General features: G+C 34.7%; 17 protein-coding genes and 1 pseudogene. 9 read left to right on the top strand and 9 right to left on the bottom strand.

Annotated elements, in window-relative coordinates:
- Positions 1–176: 176 nt before the first annotated feature.
- The 4 genes from VKY47_RS07935 to VKY47_RS07920 form a co-directional block, all read right to left on the bottom strand.
- The gene (locus tag VKY47_RS07935) at positions 177–1,760 is read right to left on the bottom strand and encodes a DUF1254 domain-containing protein (RefSeq protein WP_324311827.1); all 1,584 of its coding nucleotides are present in this window, start codon (positions 1,758–1,760) and stop codon (positions 177–179) included.
- A 208-nt stretch (positions 1,761–1,968) separates the two neighbouring features.
- On the bottom strand, positions 1,969–2,445 hold the full coding sequence (locus VKY47_RS07930; RefSeq protein WP_324311825.1) for a hypothetical protein: 477 nt from the start codon (positions 2,443–2,445) through the stop codon (positions 1,969–1,971).
- Positions 2,446–2,503: 58 nt separating this feature from the next.
- Positions 2,504–2,752, bottom strand: coding sequence for a hypothetical protein (locus tag VKY47_RS07925; protein WP_324311824.1), 249 nt, complete (start codon positions 2,750–2,752; stop codon positions 2,504–2,506).
- Between the two features lie 200 nt (positions 2,753–2,952).
- Positions 2,953–4,566 (bottom strand): tetratricopeptide repeat protein, encoded by a 1,614-nt coding sequence (locus VKY47_RS07920; RefSeq protein WP_324311822.1) that lies wholly within the window; start codon positions 4,564–4,566, stop codon positions 2,953–2,955.
- A 199-nt stretch (positions 4,567–4,765) separates the two neighbouring features.
- On the opposite strand from VKY47_RS07920, the gene VKY47_RS07915 reads away from it, so the two are divergent.
- Entirely contained in the window at positions 4,766–7,144 is a 2,379-nt protein-coding gene (locus VKY47_RS07915) for an arylsulfatase (protein WP_324311821.1), read from the top strand.
- A 443-nt stretch (positions 7,145–7,587) separates the two neighbouring features.
- On the opposite strand, the gene VKY47_RS07910 is transcribed toward VKY47_RS07915, so the two are convergent.
- The gene (locus VKY47_RS07910) at positions 7,588–7,857 is read right to left on the bottom strand and encodes a hypothetical protein (protein ID WP_324311820.1); all 270 of its coding nucleotides are present in this window, start codon (positions 7,855–7,857) and stop codon (positions 7,588–7,590) included.
- 750 nt (positions 7,858–8,607) lie between these two features.
- Between VKY47_RS07910 and VKY47_RS07905 the strand changes: the two genes are divergently transcribed.
- On the top strand, positions 8,608–10,614 hold the full coding sequence (locus VKY47_RS07905) for a tetratricopeptide repeat-containing sensor histidine kinase (RefSeq protein WP_324311818.1): 2,007 nt from the start codon (positions 8,608–8,610) through the stop codon (positions 10,612–10,614).
- Between the two features lie 11 nt (positions 10,615–10,625).
- Complete coding sequence (locus tag VKY47_RS07900; protein WP_324311816.1) at positions 10,626–11,252, top strand: response regulator transcription factor; 627 nt, start codon at positions 10,626–10,628, stop codon at positions 11,250–11,252.
- Positions 11,253–11,332: 80 nt separating this feature from the next.
- On the opposite strand, the gene VKY47_RS07895 is transcribed toward VKY47_RS07900, so the two are convergent.
- From VKY47_RS07895 to VKY47_RS07880, 4 genes are all read right to left on the bottom strand, one after another.
- Positions 11,333–11,755 (bottom strand): DUF7793 family protein, encoded by a 423-nt coding sequence (locus VKY47_RS07895; protein WP_324311814.1) that lies wholly within the window; start codon positions 11,753–11,755, stop codon positions 11,333–11,335.
- Between the two features lie 185 nt (positions 11,756–11,940).
- Positions 11,941–15,132 (bottom strand): sigma 54-interacting transcriptional regulator, encoded by a 3,192-nt coding sequence (locus tag VKY47_RS07890; RefSeq protein WP_324311813.1) that lies wholly within the window; start codon positions 15,130–15,132, stop codon positions 11,941–11,943.
- Positions 15,125–15,508, bottom strand: coding sequence for a response regulator (locus VKY47_RS07885; RefSeq protein ID WP_324311812.1), 384 nt, complete (start codon positions 15,506–15,508; stop codon positions 15,125–15,127). The genes VKY47_RS07890 and VKY47_RS07885 overlap by 8 nt, the downstream gene beginning before the upstream one ends.
- Positions 15,509–15,601: 93 nt before the next feature.
- Complete coding sequence (locus tag VKY47_RS07880; protein WP_324311810.1) at positions 15,602–18,646, bottom strand: PAS domain S-box protein; 3,045 nt, start codon at positions 18,644–18,646, stop codon at positions 15,602–15,604.
- Positions 18,647–19,153: 507 nt separating this feature from the next.
- Between VKY47_RS07880 and VKY47_RS07875 the strand changes: the two genes are divergently transcribed.
- The 6 genes and pseudogenes from VKY47_RS07875 to VKY47_RS07850 all read left to right on the top strand — a co-directional run.
- A complete protein-coding gene (locus tag VKY47_RS07875; RefSeq protein WP_324311808.1) occupies positions 19,154–19,489 on the top strand; it encodes an arsenosugar biosynthesis-associated peroxidase-like protein in 336 nt (111 codons plus the stop codon).
- Between the two features lie 12 nt (positions 19,490–19,501).
- Positions 19,502–20,587 (top strand): arsenosugar biosynthesis radical SAM (seleno)protein ArsS, encoded by a 1,086-nt coding sequence (gene arsS / locus VKY47_RS07870; protein WP_324311806.1) that lies wholly within the window; start codon positions 19,502–19,504, stop codon positions 20,585–20,587.
- 20 nt (positions 20,588–20,607) lie between these two features.
- Positions 20,608–21,108 (top strand): rhodanese-like domain-containing protein, encoded by a 501-nt coding sequence (locus VKY47_RS07865; protein ID WP_324311804.1) that lies wholly within the window; start codon positions 20,608–20,610, stop codon positions 21,106–21,108.
- A 15-nt stretch (positions 21,109–21,123) separates the two neighbouring features.
- Entirely contained in the window at positions 21,124–21,798 is a 675-nt protein-coding gene (locus VKY47_RS07860) for a TIGR04282 family arsenosugar biosynthesis glycosyltransferase (RefSeq protein ID WP_324311803.1), read from the top strand.
- Positions 21,791–22,603: a purine-nucleoside phosphorylase gene (locus VKY47_RS07855; RefSeq protein WP_324311802.1), complete on the top strand. Its 813-nt coding sequence runs from the start codon at positions 21,791–21,793 to the stop codon at positions 22,601–22,603. Before VKY47_RS07860 ends, VKY47_RS07855 begins: the two co-directional genes overlap by 8 nt.
- 8 nt (positions 22,604–22,611) lie before the next feature.
- Positions 22,612–22,941: pseudogene (locus tag VKY47_RS07850) on the top strand (sterol desaturase family protein); the annotation flags it as partial.

The following is a 22,941-nucleotide window of genomic DNA, read 5'->3' as shown; positions in this document are numbered from 1 at the left end:
AGTATGAGATTAGTTTTTTTCATGATTAGTTGATTTTAGTTTTTAAAATGATAAAAAAATTAAATAATACTACGTTTAATATTTATTCATTTGTCACGTCGAGCCTTCCGACGGAGTTTATCTTGAGCGAAGTCGAAAGGCTCGAACAGACCTCAAACTACACTTTTGTTTGGTTGTTATTTTACAAGCTCGAAATCACCAGGAATCCAAGTTTGGTTAAACCAAGGTTCAAGGGGTCCATATAGTCTAAAGGCCACAAAAAACCCTTTACCCGCTTTGGATTGTAACCAATTGGCTTCTTTACCTTTAGGCGCATTGTTTTTTGGTCCCACATAAATGGTGATTGATCCATCTTCATTCTTTACAAGCGGCGTTCTTTGACTACTTATACTTGGAAACGGCTGATCGGTCTGCAACATGGAACGCGTTTGAGGATCGTACATCACAATGGACCAAAAATCTTTTGCAGGCGCATTGGCTGGAATATTTAGGGTATAATTTTTATTTCCATCTAGGTAATTTCCTTTAGCATCCACCATGGCATATGCATACTGCGATCCCAAACCAACCATCTGTAATACCATGGCAGGTGTGTTTACGGTAGCTCCATAAAAATACCTCGTTCTTGCATCAAGGAAACGACCACCGTTGCCATCGTGTTTTAACCATTGATAATTTCCTCCCATGAAAGCTGCTTCCCAATGGCCAGTTTTAAAAATAGCTGCCTCTTTCTCTCTAGATCTAAAAAGCATAGCGCGTGCAGTGGCATTACCTACTGCTACGGCATCTGTTAATATTCCCTTCATTCTCTCATCCGGGTTAAAAGGCTTTCCTTTTTCAATCCCTATACTTGCAAATAACCCTCTTAATTCTGGGTCTAAAAATGAGATAGGCTCACGCTGGATTACTTCATTCAACTCATGGTAGAAATCATAGTTATTGGCGTGAATGGTATTGAACTCTTTATCAGACACATTTACAAACTCCATGGCTGGCTGCTTGTCCTTGTCTTTAAGTGGATATATTTTTAAGCCTTCACGATACATTTTTTTCGATACATCGGTTTTTCCATCAACCAAAAATCCTCTTAGAATTAGCCAATTGCCATAACTGGGTGATTTCGCCACAAAATAGCCTTCAGGTGTTTCCCCATTATAATCTGGAGGGAGAATTAAATATTTACCCCCTGTACCTCTGTCTGGGCCAGGCCCTCCCATGTCTACCACATACCTAAAGTAGGCATCATTGACCGTACCAGGTCCTGAGCCAGCTGGTACTTCTACCACCATTGGTCCATTTTCTTCGAGGTTTAGAAAGGCTGAAGCATATACGGTACTAGTATTCCCCGTTAAAAACAATGCGTTTGAGTTCAGCAAGTCATCGAAGATGGCTACTTTGTTGAAGTTGTTGGAACCAACACTATGAAATCCCAATCGAAGACCTTCAACTGAAGTGGCAGGAATTCCATTTAAAAATGTTTCAACGCCTCTCATAAAGTCCAGATTATCATAAACTTTTTGTGTGGTTTCTTCGGAAGGGAGACCGTCAAAGAAATTCAAAGTTCCTATGCGAGTTTCAACCATATCAGGAGTCAGGATATTATCAGGGATAGTTGTGTTGTACTTTTGCTTGATAGCCTCAAGAGAGGATGTTTTCTCCGTCTGAGGTTCCGTTACCACCTCCGTTTTCTTATTTTCACAGCTCATGGCTAATAAGGCTATGAAACCTATGGAAATGGGTAATTTGTGTTTTAATTTCATGATATTTACAGGTTTTTGATTAACTTGATTTCTAGTTTAAAAGGTGATTGCCACATATATCTTATCGTAACATGCATATAATTTCATTTAAATTATAATAAAACAGCCATCTACTTTAGAGTAAGGCAACTGTTTAGAATATATGTTTAACAGGTTTTTGCTACCCTTCTTATTTTGATTAGGGTTGAATAAATAATCGACAATACCACTAATTGTCCAACTCCCCAATCACAGGAATATTCTCCAAAATAACAGTTCGTATTTTACTCAATAAGTAACCCTCTATTTGGTAAAACTGCGCAGCTGTTTTCACATCGACCGATTTTTTTATTTTTTTAGCATAGCTACCAATCAACTTATCTGTACTGACCTGAAGACCCATCATTTCATTGAGAATCTCTCCGGTTTTCACGTCATCTAAAGAATCATAGCTTGCAGCATAGGCATTTAATAAGGCGATACGACGCTTACCTAGGTCTTTACGTTTGGTCTCATATTGGTCATATAAAACCCAAAAGGCATCGCTTTTGCCTGCTTCAGGTTGAATAACTTCAGCGACAAGGGCTTTCTTTTCCATGCCAAAAATAGATTGTACCATATCAATCTCTTCAGTATTGCTTTGAGCAAATAAAGATGAAGACATGGAAACTAAGGCGAGGGAAATTGTAAAAAATACTTTTTTCATAATATGGGATTTTTAATGGGTTTGTTTAATTATTAATTGGTTTAAGGTTTAATAATGGTTAAAGGCTGTCTTTGTCTTTCATAAGATTTTGAAGAATTTCCTCTTCTAGATGTTGTTGCAATTCTTCGTATTCCTCACGACTCTCAATATCTGCATCCGCCTGTTTTTTTATGTTCTGCACCGTAACAGCACATAAAATATAATCTGAGCAGAGATCCCGGAAATTTTCGTCAGTTCGAAATAAAAAATCAATTTGTTCCTCAAAATCTGGAAATACTTGGACGATAGAAATGATTTTCTTATTCATAAGAGGTCATGCTAACATGGGTTATTGATGTAAAGATATAGGAAATGGATACCTCATGTAAGTATTACACGGTTACTTAACGGTTAAAAAGCATGTTAACTAAATGGAGTAATACCTTGATTACGAAAGGAATGAGACAGTAACAAATGGCCTTTTCGAACTGTTTAAGCAGGAGAGATCAATGGAACTTGGGAAAAGATTTAGCCAATGTTAACGCCCGCATTTTTTGCTCCTTCAATAATTTCATTAACCAAAAATGTATCGAGTACAAAGGTGTTTAAGGTGGCAAAAAGATGGCTCATAATCTCTGGGAAATTTTCATTTAATAGCCTCACATCCTCCTGCGCCTCATGCTGCATGCCAAGTTGGGCTTTAGCAGCCGCTTTAGTCAACGGATCCAGATAGGCGTCTACGGTTTCAATTTTATTGGCGTATTCAAGAGCCTTAGGGTAGTCCTGTTTTTGGTAATAGACCAAGAAAAATCCTAAATAAAACCACCAAGGGCAATGCGGGTTAAGATCTAAAGATCTAGTAAGCAATACATGGGCTCTGTCATACTCTCCAGCACAAGCCATTCCAAACCCCACTGCTCCCATGGACGAAACCGAGGAAGGGTTTATGGATAAACATTGTTCCATGGCTTGCAGAGCTTCTGCTTTTCTTTTCAAATGAAGAAGGGTCCAAGCATATTCCTGATAGGCACGTTGACTATGCGGATCTATCTTTATGGCCCTTTTGGTGAGTTCAAGAGCAACCATAACAGGATCTTCAACAGTTGGGTAACCAAGGGTGTGTGCCAAAACATATAACTCTGCCAACATAGCCATCCCCGTTACAAAATTTGGATCACGATCTATAGCTTTCTCCAAGGCATCCCTAGTTTTTAGGTATGTTTCTTCCGAATAGTTCATATGGAAATAGTAATTCCATAATGCTGCGTCAAAGGAATCTAAATGTGAAGGTTCCACAAACATTTTGGAATTCTCGTGAATAATAAACCCATAATAACCTCCAAGCAGCGAACATACGTTCTCAATGATTTGGTCTTGTATTTCTATCAGGTTATCTATGTTTAAAGGGTAATTGTATGTTTGGGACCAAACTTGCTTACCATTAAAGGTTTTAACTAAGGCCACGTTCACTCTTATCTCTTTAGAGGAGCGTTTTACAGAACCAATTATTACATAATGAACTCCTAAATCGGAACCAATAATTCTAATATCATCAGGCTGCGTGGCATACTTACGTGTGGAGTGATGTGCTATCACATCAATATCCTGAAAATTACTAAAAATACGGGTCAATTCCTCGCCTAGACCTTCTACAAAAAATTCGTAATCCCTATCTGGACATAAATTACGAAATGGAAGCACGGCAAGAGTAAGTCTTGAACGTGAAAATATCGCCTGCTCGTTCTTCTCTACAATGGCTACTTTCGATTTATTAATTAAATGTGGTCGAAATACCGGGACATAAGTTCCCTTAACCAACTCGATTTTTATGGTATTGGCAATTCCTGAATTTGTATAGTATTCGTTCAATAACCTTCTAAGTCGTCCTGCATGGATTCGTACAATAGCATCCATTTGTGGATTAAAATCCTCCGACTTTCCCAAGGCGCCTACAGCAATAGTGTATTCCTTTAATCCCTCGGTATGACCTTCCAAGGTTTCTTCAACAATAAATTTTAAAAAATTGGAAAGCACAGAAGAGCGTGTAAATAATTGGCTAGCAAGAACACGATTTAATGCATCAAGAATCTCTTGTTTTGAGTAACCTGGTAAAGCAAAATAATCTGTTTGGCTAGGAATCATATGAGATATAAAGTGTATGTTCTAACATCAAATATAAGGAAAAATCCTTCTTTATTTTTCAATTATCCATAAAAAACATTGCCTTTCAATCCATCATATACCACTAACATGTAACCGTTAAGTAACGGTATTAAACTTACATAACATACGCAAAACACCTATTTTAGATACATGTTTTAAAAATTAATCCATCGATATCATGAAACTCAAAAGTACTTTTCTAACAATTTTAGCCATTTCTATCCTGCTTTTTGCGACAGGCTTTGTCCACGCTCAAGACGTATTGCCTTTCCCTCCAACGCCTTCAGCGAGTGAGGCTGGACTTACTATGCAGACCTCCACTTATAATAAAAGAGTAGCCCCAGATCGTCTGGCGAAAGACGCTCCCAACATTCTCATTGTTCTGATTGACGATGCAGGACCTGGCACACCTTCAACCTATGGCGGTGAAATAAATACACCAAATTTAAGCAGAGTTGCTAATATGGGAATTTCCTATAATCGTTTTCATTCTACCGCAATGTGTTCTCCAACTCGTGCTTCCATCCTTACAGGTAGGAATCATACCATTGTAGGAAACGGTCAGATTGCTGAACTCGCCAACGATTGGGACGGGTTTAATGGAACAATTCCTAAAACATCAGCTACCGTCTCTGAAGTTTTAAAAGCGTATGGCTACAACACTTCAGCCTTTGGAAAATGGCACAATACGCCTGCTGAATTAACGACTTCCAAAGGACCTTTTGATTATTGGCCTACCGGCTATGGCTTTGAATATTTTTACGGTTTTCTTGCAGGAGAAGCATCACAATATGAGCCACATATGGTTAGAAACACCACTGTTGTTGAGCATCCTCATACCACACAAGGTCACGACTACTACCACCTTACAGAAGACATTACCGAAGATGCCATAAAATGGTTGAGAGAACAACAGGCTTTTTCCCCAGATAAACCCTTTTTTATGTATTGGGCGCCCGGGGCTGTTCATGGACCGCACCATGTAGCCAAAGAATGGGCTGATAAGTATAAAGGTAGATTTGATGATGGTTGGGATGAGTACCGTAAGAGAGTCTTTAAAAGACAAAAAGAACTGGGATGGATTCCACAAGACGCTAAATTGACTGTGCGAAATGAAACGATGCCAGGATGGGACGCTATTCCAGAGTCCGAAAGACCTTTTCAAAGCAGATTAATGGAAGTTTTTGCCGGATTTGCTGAACACACCGATTACAACGCCGGATTGCTTATTGATGAAATCGAAAAACAAGGCAAGCTTGATAACACCCTGATTTTCTATATCTGGGGCGATAACGGCTCTTCGGCAGAAGGTCAAAACGGAAGTATCAGCGAGTTGTTGGCACAAAATGGCATTCCAACCACTATCCAACAGCATATTGATGCTTTGGATGAACTAGGAGGTTTGGACGTATTAGGGTCACCAAAAACAGATAACATGTACAATGCTGGATGGGCTTGGGCAGGTTCTACACCTTACAAATCCACAAAATTGATTGCAGCACACTTTGGTGGTACGCGTCAACCTATGGCTATTTCTTGGCCAAAAAATATTAAGCACGACAATACCCCACGACCACAGTTTCATCACGTGATTGATATAGTACCAACAATATACGAAGCCGTGAATATTGAGGAGCCTAAAGTAGTAAATGGTTTTCCTCAAGATCAAATTAATGGAGTGAGCATGGATTACACTTTCGCCAATCCAAAAGCTGAAGGCACACGTAAAATGCAGTTTTTTGACATCATGGGAAGCCGTGGACTTTATTATGACGGTTGGTTTGCTTCGGCATTCGGTATTAGAAACCCATGGGTTCCCGGGCTTCCAGCAGGTGCAGCTACTTGGAATCCCGAAAACGATACTTGGGAGTTATACAATATTGAGGTAGATTGGAGCCAAGCTAACGATCTAGCCAAAAAGAATCCAGCGAAGCTGGCAGAAATGAAGAATATGTTCTTGGTAGAATCTGCCAAAAACAAAAACCTTCCCATTGGTGGAGGTCTATGGTCTGTAGTTTACCATCCAGAAGATGCACCGGCAACACCTTATACCGATTGGACTTTCATAGGTAGAATAGAGCGCATGCCAGAATTTACAGCACCTAAACTAGGTAAGTTTGACAATAATGTGAGCATGGAAATTACTGTTCCCGAAAATGCAAGTGGTGTGTTATACGCCCTTGGTGGTTTTTCTGGTGGTCTTACCTGCTATGTAAAAGATGGATACTTAATGTATGAATACAACCTTTTTGAGATTAATAGAACTCAAATTAAATCTAAAACTAAACTTCCAACAGGTGAAGTTAAAATAGAAGTAGTTTCCAGATTGAATTCTCCAAAGCCAGGATCTTCAATGGATGTTTCTCTTAAAGTAAATGGAAAAGAGGTCGCAAAAGGACAAGTACCAATTACTGCACCATTGGTTTTTACGGCCAACGACTGCCTCGATTTTGGAAGCGATTTGGGATCACCCGTATCTATTGATTATTATAAGGAAGCCCCTTTTGCCTTTAATGGAACTCTGGGGACTTCAAAAGTTTGGTATCCTAAAAAATAACTATTTATATATAATAAATACAGGATAATTAGATAGATTAAGTCATTATGTTAAAACTGAGCCATGTTGCCATGGCTCAGTTTTTTTTGCTTTGCATCTCAGATAACAAATCTCCAAACCATTATTAATTAAAGCCTATGTTTTAAGTCTATACCTTATATTCTATTCTCTTTTTTCCTATTTCTTAATTTTTAATTTTTAATTAAAACCTCTCAATAAATCTCCACGCACCTCAGCGAATCTGCGTGAAAACTTAGAAAGACATTCGCACACCTCTCTGCATCTAGGTAGGTCCGTAGCAAGAAATTTTAAAATCTATAATTTTTTAATGCTTTGAGAAACATTTAATTTATTGTATTCCTTTTCATAAATACTAGAAAACCAACTTTGTGCCTTAGAGTCCCTCCTTGCCAGCGGTCAAGTTTGCGAGATAAATAACCTGCTTAATGCTTAATCAAAAACAAAGAAATCCCAGCCCCATCCTTAACATGTAACAAATACATCACCCCATCAACCTCCTGATGATACCGAATCCCCATAACAACCAATTCCCATTCCAATCCAATTGGTAAACTGTTAAGGCTCACACTAAAGGAGTCTTCAACAAAATTTCTAGGCAATACAAGAGGCACTGCTAAATACAACTTATAGCTTAAAGCCTCGCCCCACAAATAACCATCCACAATTTCAGTAAAGCGAGATCTCTCCTTCATAAAGACACTAAATTATATCGGAAAATTTATGCCGTGGTTATGCCGTGGTTATGTCGTGGTTATATCGTGGTTTATAGATATATAATAAATATTTCATACTCTAAATCGACCTAGTTACAAGCATAAAAAAAATAGGATCGCCTAGACCTTAAAATGCCTCTTCTTAATAACCCAACGCGTTCAATGTAACTACTCTTAAAGAAATAGGGTTAACCCTTAAAGCAAACTCAAGCATTTAGCTGAAGTTTGTTTTTCAATTCATAAACCAAGGAGATAGAAATAAAATATTTTAAAAAGACCCGCATAAATAACACCTGTCATGATCGCTACGGCACAAGCGACAATCAAATGACCTTGCAATCATGTGCCTTTGAATTAATTGTAGCGTGTATTATGTTTAGAAATAAAGCTAAACAAAAAAACCTGTAAAATGAAGCATGTTGAAGAAACTAGGTACGGTTTACCTCTATGCATAATATACCGTAACTTATTAGCTCAGCCAACGCCTAGGGATCGTTGGTTGGCTAATAGTTTTAAAGTTACAAGTGGCAATAGCAACTGGTATCTAGTAAAAAAATCAATGAAATTGTAATCGATACACTAAGCTTATTAAAGTTTTTTAAGTGAAATGGAACAGTTAACGATTTTTCGTACTATTCTATAATAGTCAATAATAATATATCTATATATTTGGCCAAATCCATTTTGTGAAATCGAAATAAAAAAAGAATGGATAATAATGTCTCTTATATGAAAAACCTACCTGCCCTTTTTGTTGTCGCTGTATTCCTTATGCTATGTATTAGTTGTAATAATTCTTCTAAAGAAATACAAATTAAAAGGTCGGAAAAAGCTCAAACTGCTTATCAAGACAGTCTTCCCGCCTACAAATGGCTAAGTAATGGTGCAAACTATAGCAATAAAGTTTATCAAGACAGTGCGTTATATTATTTCAACAATCGACTAGAAAATAAAAACTATGAAGATGCCGCGCTATATTTAATGGCGTATGGAAATGTATTGGATAGGAATATAAAATTTGACAGTCTCTATTTCAGTACCAATCTAAATTTCTATAACACCTATAAAGATAAGATTAGTGGAGAATCTCAAACTAACTTATGCTATTATCTAGGCACTCAAAGTTACTTTAAACATAATTTAATTCAAAGTTCTGAATGGTTTGAAAAAGCCATTGCAATAGCTCCAGAATCTAAATCACATAAGCAAATGATTGGATTTTCGAACTTTGCACTAGCGCAAAACCATACCCTACTCCGAGATTTTGAGGCTACTGAAAAATACCTGATTGCCGCATTAGGCATTTTTGAAGAAATAGGAGACATCCTCAATCAAGGGACTGTTTATCTACTGCTTCACAACATTTTTATGCAAACATCTGCATATAACGAAGCTGAAGCAAACTTACAAAAAGGCCTGCAAATAGTTAAAGAGCAAGAAAGCAAATCGCTTACCTTCTCGGCATATTCACTGTACGTTCATTTAAACGTAATGAGAAATGATACCATAAGTGCCATCCGTTATATTGATTCCATGGCCATACAAGCCAAATCATATCCAGATATTAATAACTATCACTTGTCCATTTTAAATCAACTTTTGGCATTTAAACATATTGCGCAACGGGAGGAAAATGAAGCCCTGGATTATTTGAAAATAGCTAGGGAAATGACGGATCAAAGCAACAGTTCCGATCTTCAAATGAGAACACTTTTTCAAGAAATATTGTATGCCGATCTTTTTAACAAGCCTTTAAAAAACCCACAAGAAGCTGAAGAGTTTTATAATGAAATAGCAGCAGACGAAGAGCCTAACACACAATACTTGATCCAATTGGGCACGGCGCTATTTGATTATTATTCTAAGCAAGGAGATTATAAAAAGGCACATACCTACGCTGGTTATTTATTGGACAATCAAGACAAAGAATCGGCAGAGAGAATAAAAGGAAAACTATTTGAGTTAGAACGGAAATTTGAAACAGAACGAAAAGAGAAAAAAATATTACTACAAGAGAATCAGCTAGAGGCGCAGAGGAACATGATTATCGTTTTAGCAGTCGGTGCCGTATTCCTGATTTTGATATTTTTAATATTTATGATCTGGAACAAAAATAAAAGCATATTAAGAGAGAAATCTTTAACCGAAAACTTCACCTCTCAATTGTTGAGCAAAACTGAAGATGAGCGCAAACGAATTGCTACCGATTTACATGACAGCGTCGGTAATGAACTTGTTAGTTTACGATATGCCCTTGAAAGCAATAATTTTAAATTAAAAGAAAAAATTGATACTATTCTAGAAGAAGTGAGAAATATTAGTAGAAACCTCAGTCCTACTTTATTTGACAGATTGGGGTTAAAAAAGAGTATAGAACAGTTAACAGACCGAGCCCAAAATCAACATAGCTTTTTGCTTACTTCAGACATAGACTATACTGGAACATTAAGCACGACAGTAGAATTACAACTGTACAGAATAATCCAAGAAGCAACAACCAATATGATGAAGCATGCCAATGCCTTGGCTGGCAAAATTGTCATAACCGAAGATTCTAAGTTTGTTTACGCAGAAGTAAAGGATAACGGTAAAGGGTTTGACGCAGATAAAATGCTGGAAAAAGGAAACTGCTTCGGGTTATTAAACATCACCGAACGCGCCAAATTTATAAATGGTACGGTTCAATTTAAATCGGATAACACGGGAACGATAATTAAAATATCTATTCCAAAATAAATATATGAATTATGCATTTTGTAATTGCCGATGATTTTCCACTTTCAATATTAGGCACACAGGTTGTTCTTGAAGGAATGGGGCATGTTGTTTTAGAAAGCCATAACAACGGTTCAGATGCTTGGAATGCCATAAAAAAGCTAAAGCCTGATTTTGTAGTTCTGGATATCAATATGCCAGGAATGGACGGCATAGAAGTCTCTGAAAACATCAGACTGCATCAACTGCCCACAAAAATTATATTATTAACCTCACATAAAGAAAAAAGTATTTTTAAAAAAGCGCAAGAACTAGCAATCAATGCTTACCTATTAAAACAATATGCCTTAGAAGAATTAAAAGACTGTATCAATCATTTATTGAAAAATGACATCTATCACAGTCATAAATTAAGATTCGATCTCGAAACCGATATCGACTATTTAAAAGGTGAAGCTTTAGATAAATTAACTTTTTCAGAAAAGAAGGTATTTGAATTAGTTGCACAACAAAAATCCACAAAGGAGATTGCCAACATGCTGTTTTTATCCGAAAAAACCATCGAAGCACAGAGAGCAGCAATCATAAGAAAACTAGGTATTGAATCTGATAAAAATGCCCTTTTAAAATTTGCTGCAAAGTTTTGGAAACCTGAGTGATTCCAATCAACATCACGTTAAAGCACTACTTCACGCAATTTGTAAGTCGTGGAATTTAAATCCTAATAACCTACGCCATATTAATTATCATGTCTGACTGCATTAAAAAATAAATTATTTTTATTACAGAATTCTACGGCCATTTCTTTTCCATTAAAAATAGTAATTGGTAAAATAGAATTACTAAACATTACATAGAATGAAAAAAGGTGTTTTAAGTAGTAGTTACTAACTATAAATGCCTTGGAGAGTACGATGTTTTTAATTTCGGTGCTATTATTTATAAATCTAAATAGCTTTTTAGAATGTAAATTATTTAACTCTTCAAAATTAAATAAGATGGGCTTATAACTACCATCAGATAAAATAGAGATGGCTTCTATAAATAATTTTTCTATCTCAAGTTTAGAATAATTTATATCAAAACCACATGATACTTTACAATAGATGATATTTTCGTCTACCCAAAATTTAATATGGTCTGTCCCTATTCCGTCTTCCATTAACAATATTTTAAAAAACTAATTTCAATTGAAGTACCAAAATTTATTTTTGAGTGAAAATAAATTTTAAACTACTCATAACAAGACACTTATTTTTTGACATAAAATTTTATGAAATTTGGACCTCTCGGAATACCGTGCATTTTTCAACAAAAATTACAATAGTCACGGAATACCGCCACCTATCAAGGCCTTGAAATTCCCAATTTAGCCATTTTATCGCGTAGTGTACTTGGCTTTAAGCCCAATAAGGCAGACGCGCTTTCAGGTCCGCTTATTTTCCAGTTACTTTGCTCCAATACTTGAAGAATATGATTGCGCTGGGCAACATCAAGAGTTAAATTTTTATTCTTAATTGGTTTTGCCTTTTGTGTTGAAGATTCAAAACCTGGAATTATTAATGTGGTACTGGTTGATAATATGGAAGCCCGTTCTATTAAATTCTCGAGTTCCCTAATATTACCAGGCCATTTATAGGATTTAAGCTTACTCATGGCTTCATCTGTTATGAATTTGATGTTTTTTCCGTAAGCCTTATTAAACTTGTCAACAAAGTGCTCAACCAATAAAGGAATGTCGTCAACTCGTTTTCTTAATGGAGGCACTTCTATAGGAAACACATTCAGACGGAAATATAAATCTTCCCTAAATTGCTTTTTATCAACCTCTTCTTTAAGATTTCGGTTCGTTGCTGAAATAATTCTAACATCTAATTTTTTTAATCCTGAAGTACCTCCAACAACCTCAATTTCTCCTTCTTGCAGAAATCTTAAGATTTTGGGTTGCATATCCAATGGCAAATCACCTATTTCATCCAAAAATAAAGTACCTCCATCTGCTAATTCAAATTTTCCAATTTTATCATTAATGGCACCTGTAAATGATCCTTTTTTATGTCCAAATAATTCACTTTCTATTAACTCTCTTGGAATGGCAGAACAGTTAACCTTTATTAAGGGTTTATTATTACGCGAACTATTATTATGTATGGCTCTGGCCAACAATTCTTTTCCAGTGCCAGATTCTCCTAACAATAATACGGTGGCATTTGTTGGTGCTACTTTTTCAACCTCACTAAGTATGCCGCTAAATTCTTCACTTCCATAAACCATTTCTTCATAGTTAAACACCAAGTCTAACTCGTTTCTAAGATAAACGTTTTCTTGCTCCAATTGATTTCGCAAAACGTTCAGCTGCTTATTGGCCTCTTTCAGTTCTTCATTAGCTTTTGCTATTTTGTTTTCTGCTATTTTCCGCTCCGTTATATCTTGGATGGTACCAAAAAAATTGATAACCCCTCCATTAACAAGAGTTACTTCACCTATACCATGAATCCACTTTAATTCCTGCTTGTTTTTAGTTATAATTCTATACTCTAAATCAAATTTTTCGCCTGTTTTCATGCTTTTCTCAAGCATCTTTTGATTGATAGGCGTGTCCTCTGGATGAGTTATCGTTCTCCATAGATCAAGTGTTGGCTCGCTCATTAAATCAATTCCTACTATTTCCCTAAGAGAAGATGAAACTTGTATTATTTGAGTTTTTACATCAATATAATAACTGCCAATTTTAGCTAATTTTTGCGCAACTAATAATGACTTTTCGCTTTCTTGTAGTTTTATTTCTGCTTCCCTTCGTTCGGTGATGTCTTGCACTGTAGAGAAATTTGCCGTTTTCACACCATTCTCGTCATAAATACTGGAAATTGAAACATGAACCGGAAAACGCTTACCGCTTTTATGCATGTACGTATTTTCATACTCACTTGCATTTTTATCTTGGAGCAATAATTTATAACGCCCATCATTTTCCTTTTTTAATTCAGGTGGCGAATATGGAAATGGGCGCTTAACTCCTATTAATTCTTTTTCAGTAAAACCCGTCATTTCACAAAATGAAGGATTTACCCTAATTATTTCAGAGTCCAAATTAATTACTACCAAGCCTTCGCGCATGCCTATTAAAAGGCTTGATGAAAACTCTTTTTCCTTTTTTATTTCTCTAAGATTCTTTTGTGACTCAGTAACATCGCGAACAATACTAAGTATTCGACCTTCCTTTTGTAATTTTGCAGATATTTCTACATTTAATACAGATTTGTCTTTACGTATTAGCTGTCTTTCAAAAATGACAGATGCCCCTTTAACTATTTTTTTTAAAACTTCAGGATACATAATTAAATCGCCAACAATCAAATCTTGAATTTTTAATTTTAAAAACTCCTCTTTGGTATATCCCAAACTGTTATAAGAGGCTTTATTAAATTCATGTATCGTTCCATCCAAAGAATATGTTACAATAGCGTCACTTGCTTGATCTACTAAAGCTTTATAAGATTCATCTTTCTTTTTGATTTCTGCAACAATTCTAGATTTTTCAATAGCAATATGTACCAAGCTTACGGCAAAATTTAGCTCGTTAATCTCATCTAGCGAAGGTTTGCTTATAGTTTTACTATAAATAGCAAAGGTTCCTAAAACATTGTTGTTTTTTGATAATATAGGAATAGACCAACACGACTTTAAGTTGTTTTTTAAAGCGATGTCCTTATAATCCACCCATAATTCATCTTTACTTATATCTGAAACAATAACAGGTTTTTTAATAAATGCGGCAGTACCGCAAGAGCCAATATTTTCACCTATAACAACTCTATTTAAAGCTAAATTATATGGTTTTGGCAAGGATGGTGCGGACACTAGGTTAAGATGTATTCCGTCTTCATCCAACAAACTAATAGAGCCAAAATAATTTGGATGAACAGATTCATAGTTTAAAAGAAGCCGTTCAAAAATTCTATTTAAAGGCGTATTTACAGCTAATAAATCTAAAATTTCATTTTTATGAATTAATAATTGCTCAGCTCTTTTTCGCTCTATAACCTCATTGCCGAGATCGAAACTTTTTTGTTCTAATTTATTAATAAGTCGTTCACTATAAAGTTTTAAAACTTCGCCATCAGACATTCTTTTATTTTCAACATATTTTACTGGTGTTTGCCCTTTATTGAAAATGTTGTCTATGGCTAAAAGCAATTCGTCATGATCTATGGGTTTTCTTAAAAATTTTGCTGCTCCTAACGTTAAGGCAAAGTCTTCATCTAATTCCTCGGTATATGTTGAAGTATAAAAAACAAATGGAATTTTATTGAATAATTCCTCCTTTTTACATGCTTGACAGAATAAATACCCATCCATAATAGGCATTAAAATATCTGAAATAATAAGATCTACATGGCTGTTTTCGTGTAGTTTTTTAAGTCCTTCGCTCCCATCATTAGCTTCTATAATACTATAACCAGCCTCTTCCAGGATGACTCTAAGTAAGTATAGATTTTCGAAGGTATCATCTACTATTAAAATAGTCTTATTATTCATTTCTTATTTTTGAATTAATGATGCTTTCCATTTGAATTACAAAAGTTTCCGGATTAATTGGTTTCTCCAAATATCCATCGGCACCTGCTTCCAAGGCTTTTTCTTTATCTCCTCCCATGGCATAAGAGGTTACTGCAATAATTGTTGTGTTTTTAGGTAGGCCATTATGCCTTAATTTATTACATATTTCGTATCCGTCCATATCTGGAAGTTGTATGTCAATTAAAATAATTTCAGGATTATTATCATGAGCCATCTTTAATCCATCCAATCCATTAAACGCTTCAATTACAGTGTAATGACTTTGTTTTAGCAGGTAAGATAACATGTACATGTTTTGCGCGTTATCTTCAATTATTAAAATGGTTTGTTTCATAAATTTCATTAAACAGATAGATTACGGTCCATAGGTAGACTTCCAAACATACTAAAATAGCATAAACAATTTAACATTGTGCTTTTTAATAAGCTATTTATTATTAGCAGTATCTAATGGCAATTTAAAAGTAAAATTACTTCCTTCTCCTGTTTTACTTTGTACTTGTATGGATCCCCCAAGTTTTTCTATTAAACTTTTACAAATTGCTAATCCAAGGCCTGTACCTTCATGGCTTCTATTTAATCCTCCATCTAGTTGAATAAATGGCGAAAACAATTTATTAAGGTCTTTTTCTTCAATACCAATTCCTTGATCTATTACTTCTGTTACTAATAAATTATCTAAAATATGCACTTTTACAATGATCGTTCCTTGAGTAGAAAACTTCATGGCATTTGAAAGTAAATTAAGTAATACCTGTTCAACTCTGCGCTCATCACTCTTTAAAACTATTTGCATCTCAGATATTTCTGAACGTATACTAAGCCCCTTTTTTAAAACTTGAGGCAATAAGAAGTCTATCGTTTTTTCTAAGGTTTTTAAATAGTCGAATGGGGAAAGTGTTACATTTAATTTTCCTGCCTCAATTTTAGAAATATCTAAAATGTCGTTAATTAAACCTAGTAGATGTTGGCTACTGGTTTTAACCATGGATAACTGCTTTTTCTGTTCTTCATTTAATGGGCCAGCAAATTCTTTCAATAGAATACTAGTAAATCCAATAATAGAGTTCATTGGTGTTCTTAATTCATGTGACATAGTTGCTAAAAACGCCGACTTCATTAAGTCGGCAGATTGTGCCTTAATTTTCTCCTTTTCTAATTCATAGGTTCTTATTTCAACCAGCTCTTCAAGATTATTTCTATGTTTTTCTAATTCTATTTGTGCTTTTTTACGCTCTGTTATATCTCTTATAACTCCAATTAGAAATATATTATCGCTACTATCAATAAACCTTGTTTTTTTTGTTGAAATGATTCGAGTTCCTTTTCCCTTTATAGTTAAAGTCTCCTCATTGACATTCTCAATTCCTGTTGAAATAACTTGCTTATCTATTCTTAAAAAAATATCTAATTCTTCTGGAGGTATATCCTCAGCTAGAGTTTTACCTAGAACATTAGCTCTCGACTCATTAAACATGGAGCAAAAGGCGTCATTTACCAGTATGATATGGCTTTTATCATCTTTAACAAAGACAGGGTCTCCAATATTATTAATAATATTATCTAGGTACTTTTTACTGTTTACTATTTGTTCTTCAGCTTTATTACGTTCAGAAATATCCAGAGCCATTCCTATATAGCCATTCAGCTCATTATTAGCGTCATACAAACCAACGACCTTAATTGAAAGCCAAGTTGTTTTGCCATTTTTATGAAGAAATCTTAAGTCCGAAACAAATTTCTCTCCTGAAGAAATAGATTTTTGCCATGTATTAACAACGCGAGCTTTATCTTCTGGATGTATGGCATCTACATAACCAAAACCTAAAGCTTCATTAAAAGTTAATCCAGAATATTTTAACCACTCTTCATTAACATAATTACAGGAACCATCTTTATCTGCTTGAAAAATGGCAACAGGAGCATTAGAAGATAGACGTCGAAATATTTGTTCACTATTTATTAAATCATTTTCAACTTGTTTGCGTTTTGTAATATCTTTTGCTACAATACCTGATGCTATGGGTTTATTTGTTGAACTATCTCTTATTAAAAATCCAGACACTTCAATAGGTATTAAATCTCCTGTTTTAAAATTTTTAAATTGAACTTCACCGTCCCACTTATTATTTTCATAAATGTTAGGTATGTGGACATTTAGTATGCTGTCTCGATATTTTTCAGGGAAAAAATCTGAAATAGAAATTGGCAATATGCCTTTCTCATCTAATCCAACTAATTTCCTTCCATGAGCATTTAAATAAATAGGCTTGCCTTCTAAGGTTGCTAATCCAATAAAATCATCACTGGTCTCTATTAAAGAAAGCAACATATGATTATTAATATCTGCTTTTCGCTTTTCAGTAATGTCTGTAAAATAAATGGTCAGCCCCTCTTTTGAAGGATATATTCTGTTTTCAAACCATTTGTCAACAGGTTCATAATAATTTTCAAAATATTGTTTTTTTTGAGTTTCGACTGCTTCATAATATGTTTTATAATAAGGAAGTCCAACACTATCAGGAAATTCGGTCCAAATATGCTTACCTATTAAACTTTCTGGAGATCTTCCTAGAAATTCACCTGCTTTAATATTTACATATGTATAACACCAATTGGTGTCTAGAGCCACAAAACCATCTGAAATATAGTTTAATGTAGTTTCAATTTGAGAGGTTAATTTTATTTCAACCTGATTTTGATCTGCATGAGGATTTAAATGTTGAGTTCGATATCTAATTATAGAAAAAATATCCTTATTTTGATTTGATATAAAACTTACATTTTCACTCTCTCCATCAACATATTTTAAGTAGATATAAAGGATTAGCGAATAGGCAAAAGCGGCAAATGATTTTCCTATAATATGCCCAATTAATGAGGCTTCAAAATCTGGTTCATTATGCTTGACTATTAAATTAAAAGCAAAGGAGTCGAAAATTAAAACAGATGTTAAGGTTATAAAAAGAATTAAGAAGAAATAGAGTTTACTAATTTTAGAAATTAAGAATTGATACAAAATAACAAGTAAAATAAAATCGAAAAATAAAATGACAGTGCCTGTTATAAAGTATCTGAAATCTAAAATAAGTGCTGGCTTTGTTGGATAATTATCTATTAATCCCAAAGCACTTTCTTGTAAATATGTAATACCAAATAAAGCAGACAACAAGAAATTTGAAATTATAATTCCTATAATAAGTGTTCTTGCACGATTTACTCCTTCTTTTATATAAATTAATAAAATGGCAAATAAAACTGCAGAAAAAATAATTACAGATCCAATGTGAATGGTGTACTTATCTAAAATTTCAAAACTTATAATAGTGCCAGAAAAAGATTGAAGGTACTGCATGGCACCAAGCAGGATATATAAAGGCGCCAAACCTAATTTCGATCTAAACCTAAATAAAAAGAGAATGCTTAAAGAAAAAAATAAAAGCTCTACGAGTAAAGTGGCATAGATATTCATATAACATTTTGGTTAAGCTTATAAAGTTTTGGTTTTAATAAAACCCAAATTTAGATTGGCACTTAAATAATACTTATTCCTTAACTCGTTCTAATTCTTGATTAGTACGAATAAAATAAGCGAAAATTAAAACAGCTAGAAAAAGCTACATCGATTAATTAAAAAATACCTACTAAATATTAAGCTATTAGCCTAAATATAATATTTTATTTTATGTAAGAAAATAATAACGGCATAAACCGTTAAAAGAAAAGTTTAAAGATTTTTAGTGAATCACTTTTTAAAATAAAACTCTTAAGAAACAAATCTGAAAAAGAAAGCACCCAATAGAAAAGAAATCATTTTTTGGTCATTGTTTTTAAGTTTTCTTGTTTGACACACTTAAATTTGAATCCTTACAATAGAGGTTACAATTAAACCCAAACAAGGCTTTTTTATAATTTTATGTAAACTTTAATAAGCAACTACGACTTAAATCTGTACATTCATCTTCAAAAAAATAAAACCATGCAAAAGACCTATTACGACCCAGCAGATCTCAAAAAATTTGGAAAAATCTCCGAATGGAATGAAGAGCTTGGTTCTAAATTCTTCGATTATTACAACGCTGTTTTTAAGGAGGGTGCTCTTTCAGAAAGAGAGAAATCGCTAATTGCCTTGGCGGTGGCACATACCATTCAATGCCCATATTGCATCGATGCCTATACTGGAGATGGCTTACAAAGAGGAATTACTAAAGAAGAAATGATGGAATCCTTACACGTAGCAGCCGCCATTCGTGGTGGTGCATCGCTAGTTCATGGCGTTCAAATGATGAATAAAGTGAATAAATTAGATGGTTAAGAGCAAGAAAGTATGTCTAAATTAAAAACAACATCCTTACATAAACGAAATAGTGAGTTCGCGAACAGTAACAAACAGTTGGAGTTTATGTCCAATGGTATTTTTAAAAATGGTGAATTACCCACCTTTAATAATAAAATATTCGAAACAAATCAATTCCCCTTACGTCCCAACAAGTTAGAAATCCTTCAAATCAATTTGGGCTATATGTGCAATCAGGTTTGCGAGCATTGCCATGTAGATGCTGGTCCAGACCGAAAGGAAATCATGACCAAGGAAACCATGCTACAATGTTTGGAGGTAATAAAAACCACAAAAGCCCATACCCTAGATCTTACAGGTGGCGCTCCAGAAATGAATCCATATTTTAGATGGTTTGTGGAAGAGGCTAGAAAAGCTGGTGCAAAAGAAATTATCGACCGTTCCAATCTGACCATCATTCGTGCCAATAAAAAGCATTACGATTTACCCGAATTCTTTAAAAAACATCAGGTTCATGTTATTTCCTCCATGCCACATTGGACCAAAGGAAAAACCGACAAGCAACGTGGTACCGGCGTTTTCGACAAATCCATTAAAGCCTTACAAGAACTTAATGCGGTGGGCTATGGCATGCCAAACAGTGACTTACAATTAGACTTGGTTTACAATCCGTCTGGGGCTTTTTTACCTGGCAATCAAGCCACGATGGAAACCGATTTTAAAAAGGCGCTTTTAGAGGATTTCGGAATTCAGTTTCATCAATTGTTTACAATAACCAACTTGCCAATTAGCAGGTTTTTGGACTATTTAATTGCTTCCGAAAATTACGAAGATTATATGCATGCCTTAGTGGATGCCTATAACCCAGCAACCGTGAAAAACGTGATGTGCACCAATACCATTTCGGTAAGTTGGGATGGTTTTTTATACGATTGCGATTTCAACCAAATGCTGGAGTTACCTATAAACAGCAAGGTGAAACATATAAAAGATTATAATGAGGAAGCACTTCAAAACAGAAACATTATCACGTCGCAACACTGCTATGGCTGTACGGCTGGAGCAGGATCCAGTTGCCAAGGAACAGTAGTTTCTGCGAATGCAGGAACCTCATAAATTTAAGTAAAGCTAAAACTATGAAAACTTATATAATAAGCTTTTTTATACTGCTTTTTACAGTCCAAATGGGTGTCTCTCAAGAAACCATGGAAGATTTACTAAATAAACACAATACTAAAAGCATTCCATATATCTCTGTACAAGAACTCGCCATGCCAAAAACACAAGCTCTTATTTTAGATGCTCGCGAGTTGGAGGAATATCGAGTAAGTCATATTGAAAATGCCATCTTTGTAGGTTTCAATACCTTCAATTTAAAGCAAACAAGTTTACTTCTAAACAACAAACAACAAACTATAGTCGTTTATTGCTCGTTAGGAATACGTTCTGAAACCATAGCCAAAAAACTAAAAAAAGCAGGATATTCCAATATTTTTAATTTATATGGCGGTATTTTTGAATGGAAAAACAAAGGTTTTGATGTTTATGATAGCACCGAAACCAAAACCGAAAAAGTACATGCCTTTTCACCGGAATGGAGCAAATGGTTGACTTCAGGACAAAAAATTTACGATTAACTATTTTTTAAACCCATGGGAATATTAAGCACAAAAGACACCAATAGCGACAATGAAATGAACTTCGATTTTCATTTTCCAACCTCAAAAAAAGCCATTATTATCTTTGTTAGAAATCCAGAATTAGGAACATGCAAAACCCGTTTAGCACAAACTATTGGAGATGAAGCTGCCTTAAACATTTACAAATATTTATTGCAACACACAGCAAATATCACCGAAAGAGTAGCAGCAGATAAGTTTGTTTTTTATTCGGAACACATTCATAAAAATGATTTATGGGACGAAGATGTTTTTATAAAAAAACTGCAACAAGGTTCCGATTTAGGCATAAAAATGCAGAATGCCTTCTCCGAACTTTTTAATTCAGGTTATGAAAAGGTCCTGATTGTTGGAAGTGACATTTTAGATTTAAAATCGGCACAAATCTCCGATTCTTTTCTTAAATTGGATACCCACGATGTCGTGATTGGACCCGCACTAGATGGCGGCTATTATCTGTTGGGAATGAAACAACTGCATCCACATATTTTTGAAAATAAATCCTGGGGAACAGATACCGTTTTAAAAGACACTTTAGAAGATTTAAAACGTCAAGATATTTATCAATTAGAAGAATTAAATGACATAGACACGTTTGAGGATCTAAATAAAAATGCCATACTTAAAGAATTAATTACCAATGATTAAATTTATTAAAGAAACAACCGATTACTTAAAACAAAAAGGTTTTATCGCTCCTGAAGTAGGAATTATTTTAGGTACAGGATTAGAAAAACTAATTGACGATATAGAGATTCTTGCCGAAGTTAGCTATAATCACATTCCAAGTTTCCCAACAGCAACCGTAGAATTTCATAAAGGAAAACTCATTTACGGAAACCTAGAAGGTAAAAAAGTAGTTGTCATGCAGGGCCGTTTTCATATTTACGAAGGCTATTCGTTACAAGATGTTACTTATCCTGTTCGTATTATGGAAAAATTAGGTATAAAAACCTTATTGGTTTCCAATGCGTCTGGAGCTATTAATACCAACTTTAAAAAAGGAGAATTGATGTTAATAGACGACCATATTAATCTACAAGGCAGTTCTCCCCTAGCTTTTAAAGGTGTAGAACTTTTAGGAGAACGTTTTACAGACATGAGCGAACCTTATAATAAAAACTTAAACCAAAAATTCAAAGCTATTGCCAAATCGCACAACATTACCTTGCACCAAGGCGTTTACGCCAGCGTTGTTGGCCCACAATTAGAAACAAGAGCCGAATACAGGATGTTGAAAATTATTGGGGCAGATGCTGTAGGAATGAGTACCGTTCCTGAAATTATTGTGGCGAATCATTTAGGTTTAAAAACAGCAGCTGTGTCCGTTTTAACGGATGAATGCGATCCGGAAAACTTAAAACCAGTAAACATTAGCGAGATTATTGAAATGGCCGGAAAGGCAGAGCCGGAAATGATTGTTTTATTTAAAGAATTAATTAAAACACTTTAAAATTTAACATGGAAAAATACCTGGAAATAATTAGCAACTCCTATTCGGGATATTGGAATTATCTTAAAACCGAGATACTTTCAATTACTTATTGGGACAACTATTTCTATGGTTTGATTATTATTTCCTTAACTGTTTGGATTCTTGAAATTGCCTTTCCTTGGCGAGAAGAACAAGCCATCTTTAGAAAAGACTTTTGGTTGGATACCTTTTATATGTTTTTCAATTTCTTTTTATTGAACCTCATTGTTTTTATTGCTTTATCCAATACAGTTGCCGAATTTTTTAATGATATTCTTGAACTTGCAGGGTTGTCGCTTTACAACTTTCAATTGTTT

It is taken from the genome of Xanthomarina sp. (assembly GCF_035306705.1).
Taxonomy (GTDB): domain Bacteria; phylum Bacteroidota; class Bacteroidia; order Flavobacteriales; family Flavobacteriaceae; genus Xanthomarina.
The sequence above is the reverse complement of the archived record's forward strand: the minus strand, read 5'-3'. Positions and strand labels throughout refer to the sequence as shown.

What these genes read in the sequence shown, in the direction of transcription:
- VKY47_RS07935 (WP_324311827.1), bottom strand. Translation starts at nt 1,760, where the DNA reads ATGAAATTAAAACACAAATTACCCATTTCCATAGGTTTCATAGCCTTA.
- VKY47_RS07930 (WP_324311825.1), bottom strand. Translation starts at nt 2,445, where the DNA reads ATGAAAAAAGTATTTTTTACAATTTCCCTCGCCTTAGTTTCCATGTCT.
- VKY47_RS07925 (WP_324311824.1), bottom strand. Translation starts at nt 2,752, where the DNA reads ATGAATAAGAAAATCATTTCTATCGTCCAAGTATTTCCAGATTTTGAG.
- VKY47_RS07920 (WP_324311822.1), bottom strand. Translation starts at nt 4,566, where the DNA reads ATGATTCCTAGCCAAACAGATTATTTTGCTTTACCAGGTTACTCAAAA.
- VKY47_RS07915 (WP_324311821.1), top strand. Translation starts at nt 4,766, where the DNA reads ATGAAACTCAAAAGTACTTTTCTAACAATTTTAGCCATTTCTATCCTG.
- VKY47_RS07910 (WP_324311820.1), bottom strand. Translation starts at nt 7,857, where the DNA reads ATGAAGGAGAGATCTCGCTTTACTGAAATTGTGGATGGTTATTTGTGG.
- VKY47_RS07905 (WP_324311818.1), top strand. Translation starts at nt 8,608, where the DNA reads ATGAAAAACCTACCTGCCCTTTTTGTTGTCGCTGTATTCCTTATGCTA.
- VKY47_RS07900 (WP_324311816.1), top strand. Translation starts at nt 10,626, where the DNA reads ATGCATTTTGTAATTGCCGATGATTTTCCACTTTCAATATTAGGCACA.
- VKY47_RS07895 (WP_324311814.1), bottom strand. Translation starts at nt 11,755, where the DNA reads ATGGAAGACGGAATAGGGACAGACCATATTAAATTTTGGGTAGACGAA.
- VKY47_RS07890 (WP_324311813.1), bottom strand. Translation starts at nt 15,132, where the DNA reads ATGAATAATAAGACTATTTTAATAGTAGATGATACCTTCGAAAATCTA.
- VKY47_RS07885 (WP_324311812.1), bottom strand. Translation starts at nt 15,508, where the DNA reads ATGAAACAAACCATTTTAATAATTGAAGATAACGCGCAAAACATGTAC.
- VKY47_RS07880 (WP_324311810.1), bottom strand. Translation starts at nt 18,646, where the DNA reads ATGAATATCTATGCCACTTTACTCGTAGAGCTTTTATTTTTTTCTTTA.
- VKY47_RS07875 (WP_324311808.1), top strand. Translation starts at nt 19,154, where the DNA reads ATGCAAAAGACCTATTACGACCCAGCAGATCTCAAAAAATTTGGAAAA.
- arsS (WP_324311806.1), top strand. Translation starts at nt 19,502, where the DNA reads ATGTCTAAATTAAAAACAACATCCTTACATAAACGAAATAGTGAGTTC.
- VKY47_RS07865 (WP_324311804.1), top strand. Translation starts at nt 20,608, where the DNA reads ATGAAAACTTATATAATAAGCTTTTTTATACTGCTTTTTACAGTCCAA.
- VKY47_RS07860 (WP_324311803.1), top strand. Translation starts at nt 21,124, where the DNA reads ATGGGAATATTAAGCACAAAAGACACCAATAGCGACAATGAAATGAAC.
- VKY47_RS07855 (WP_324311802.1), top strand. Translation starts at nt 21,791, where the DNA reads ATGATTAAATTTATTAAAGAAACAACCGATTACTTAAAACAAAAAGGT.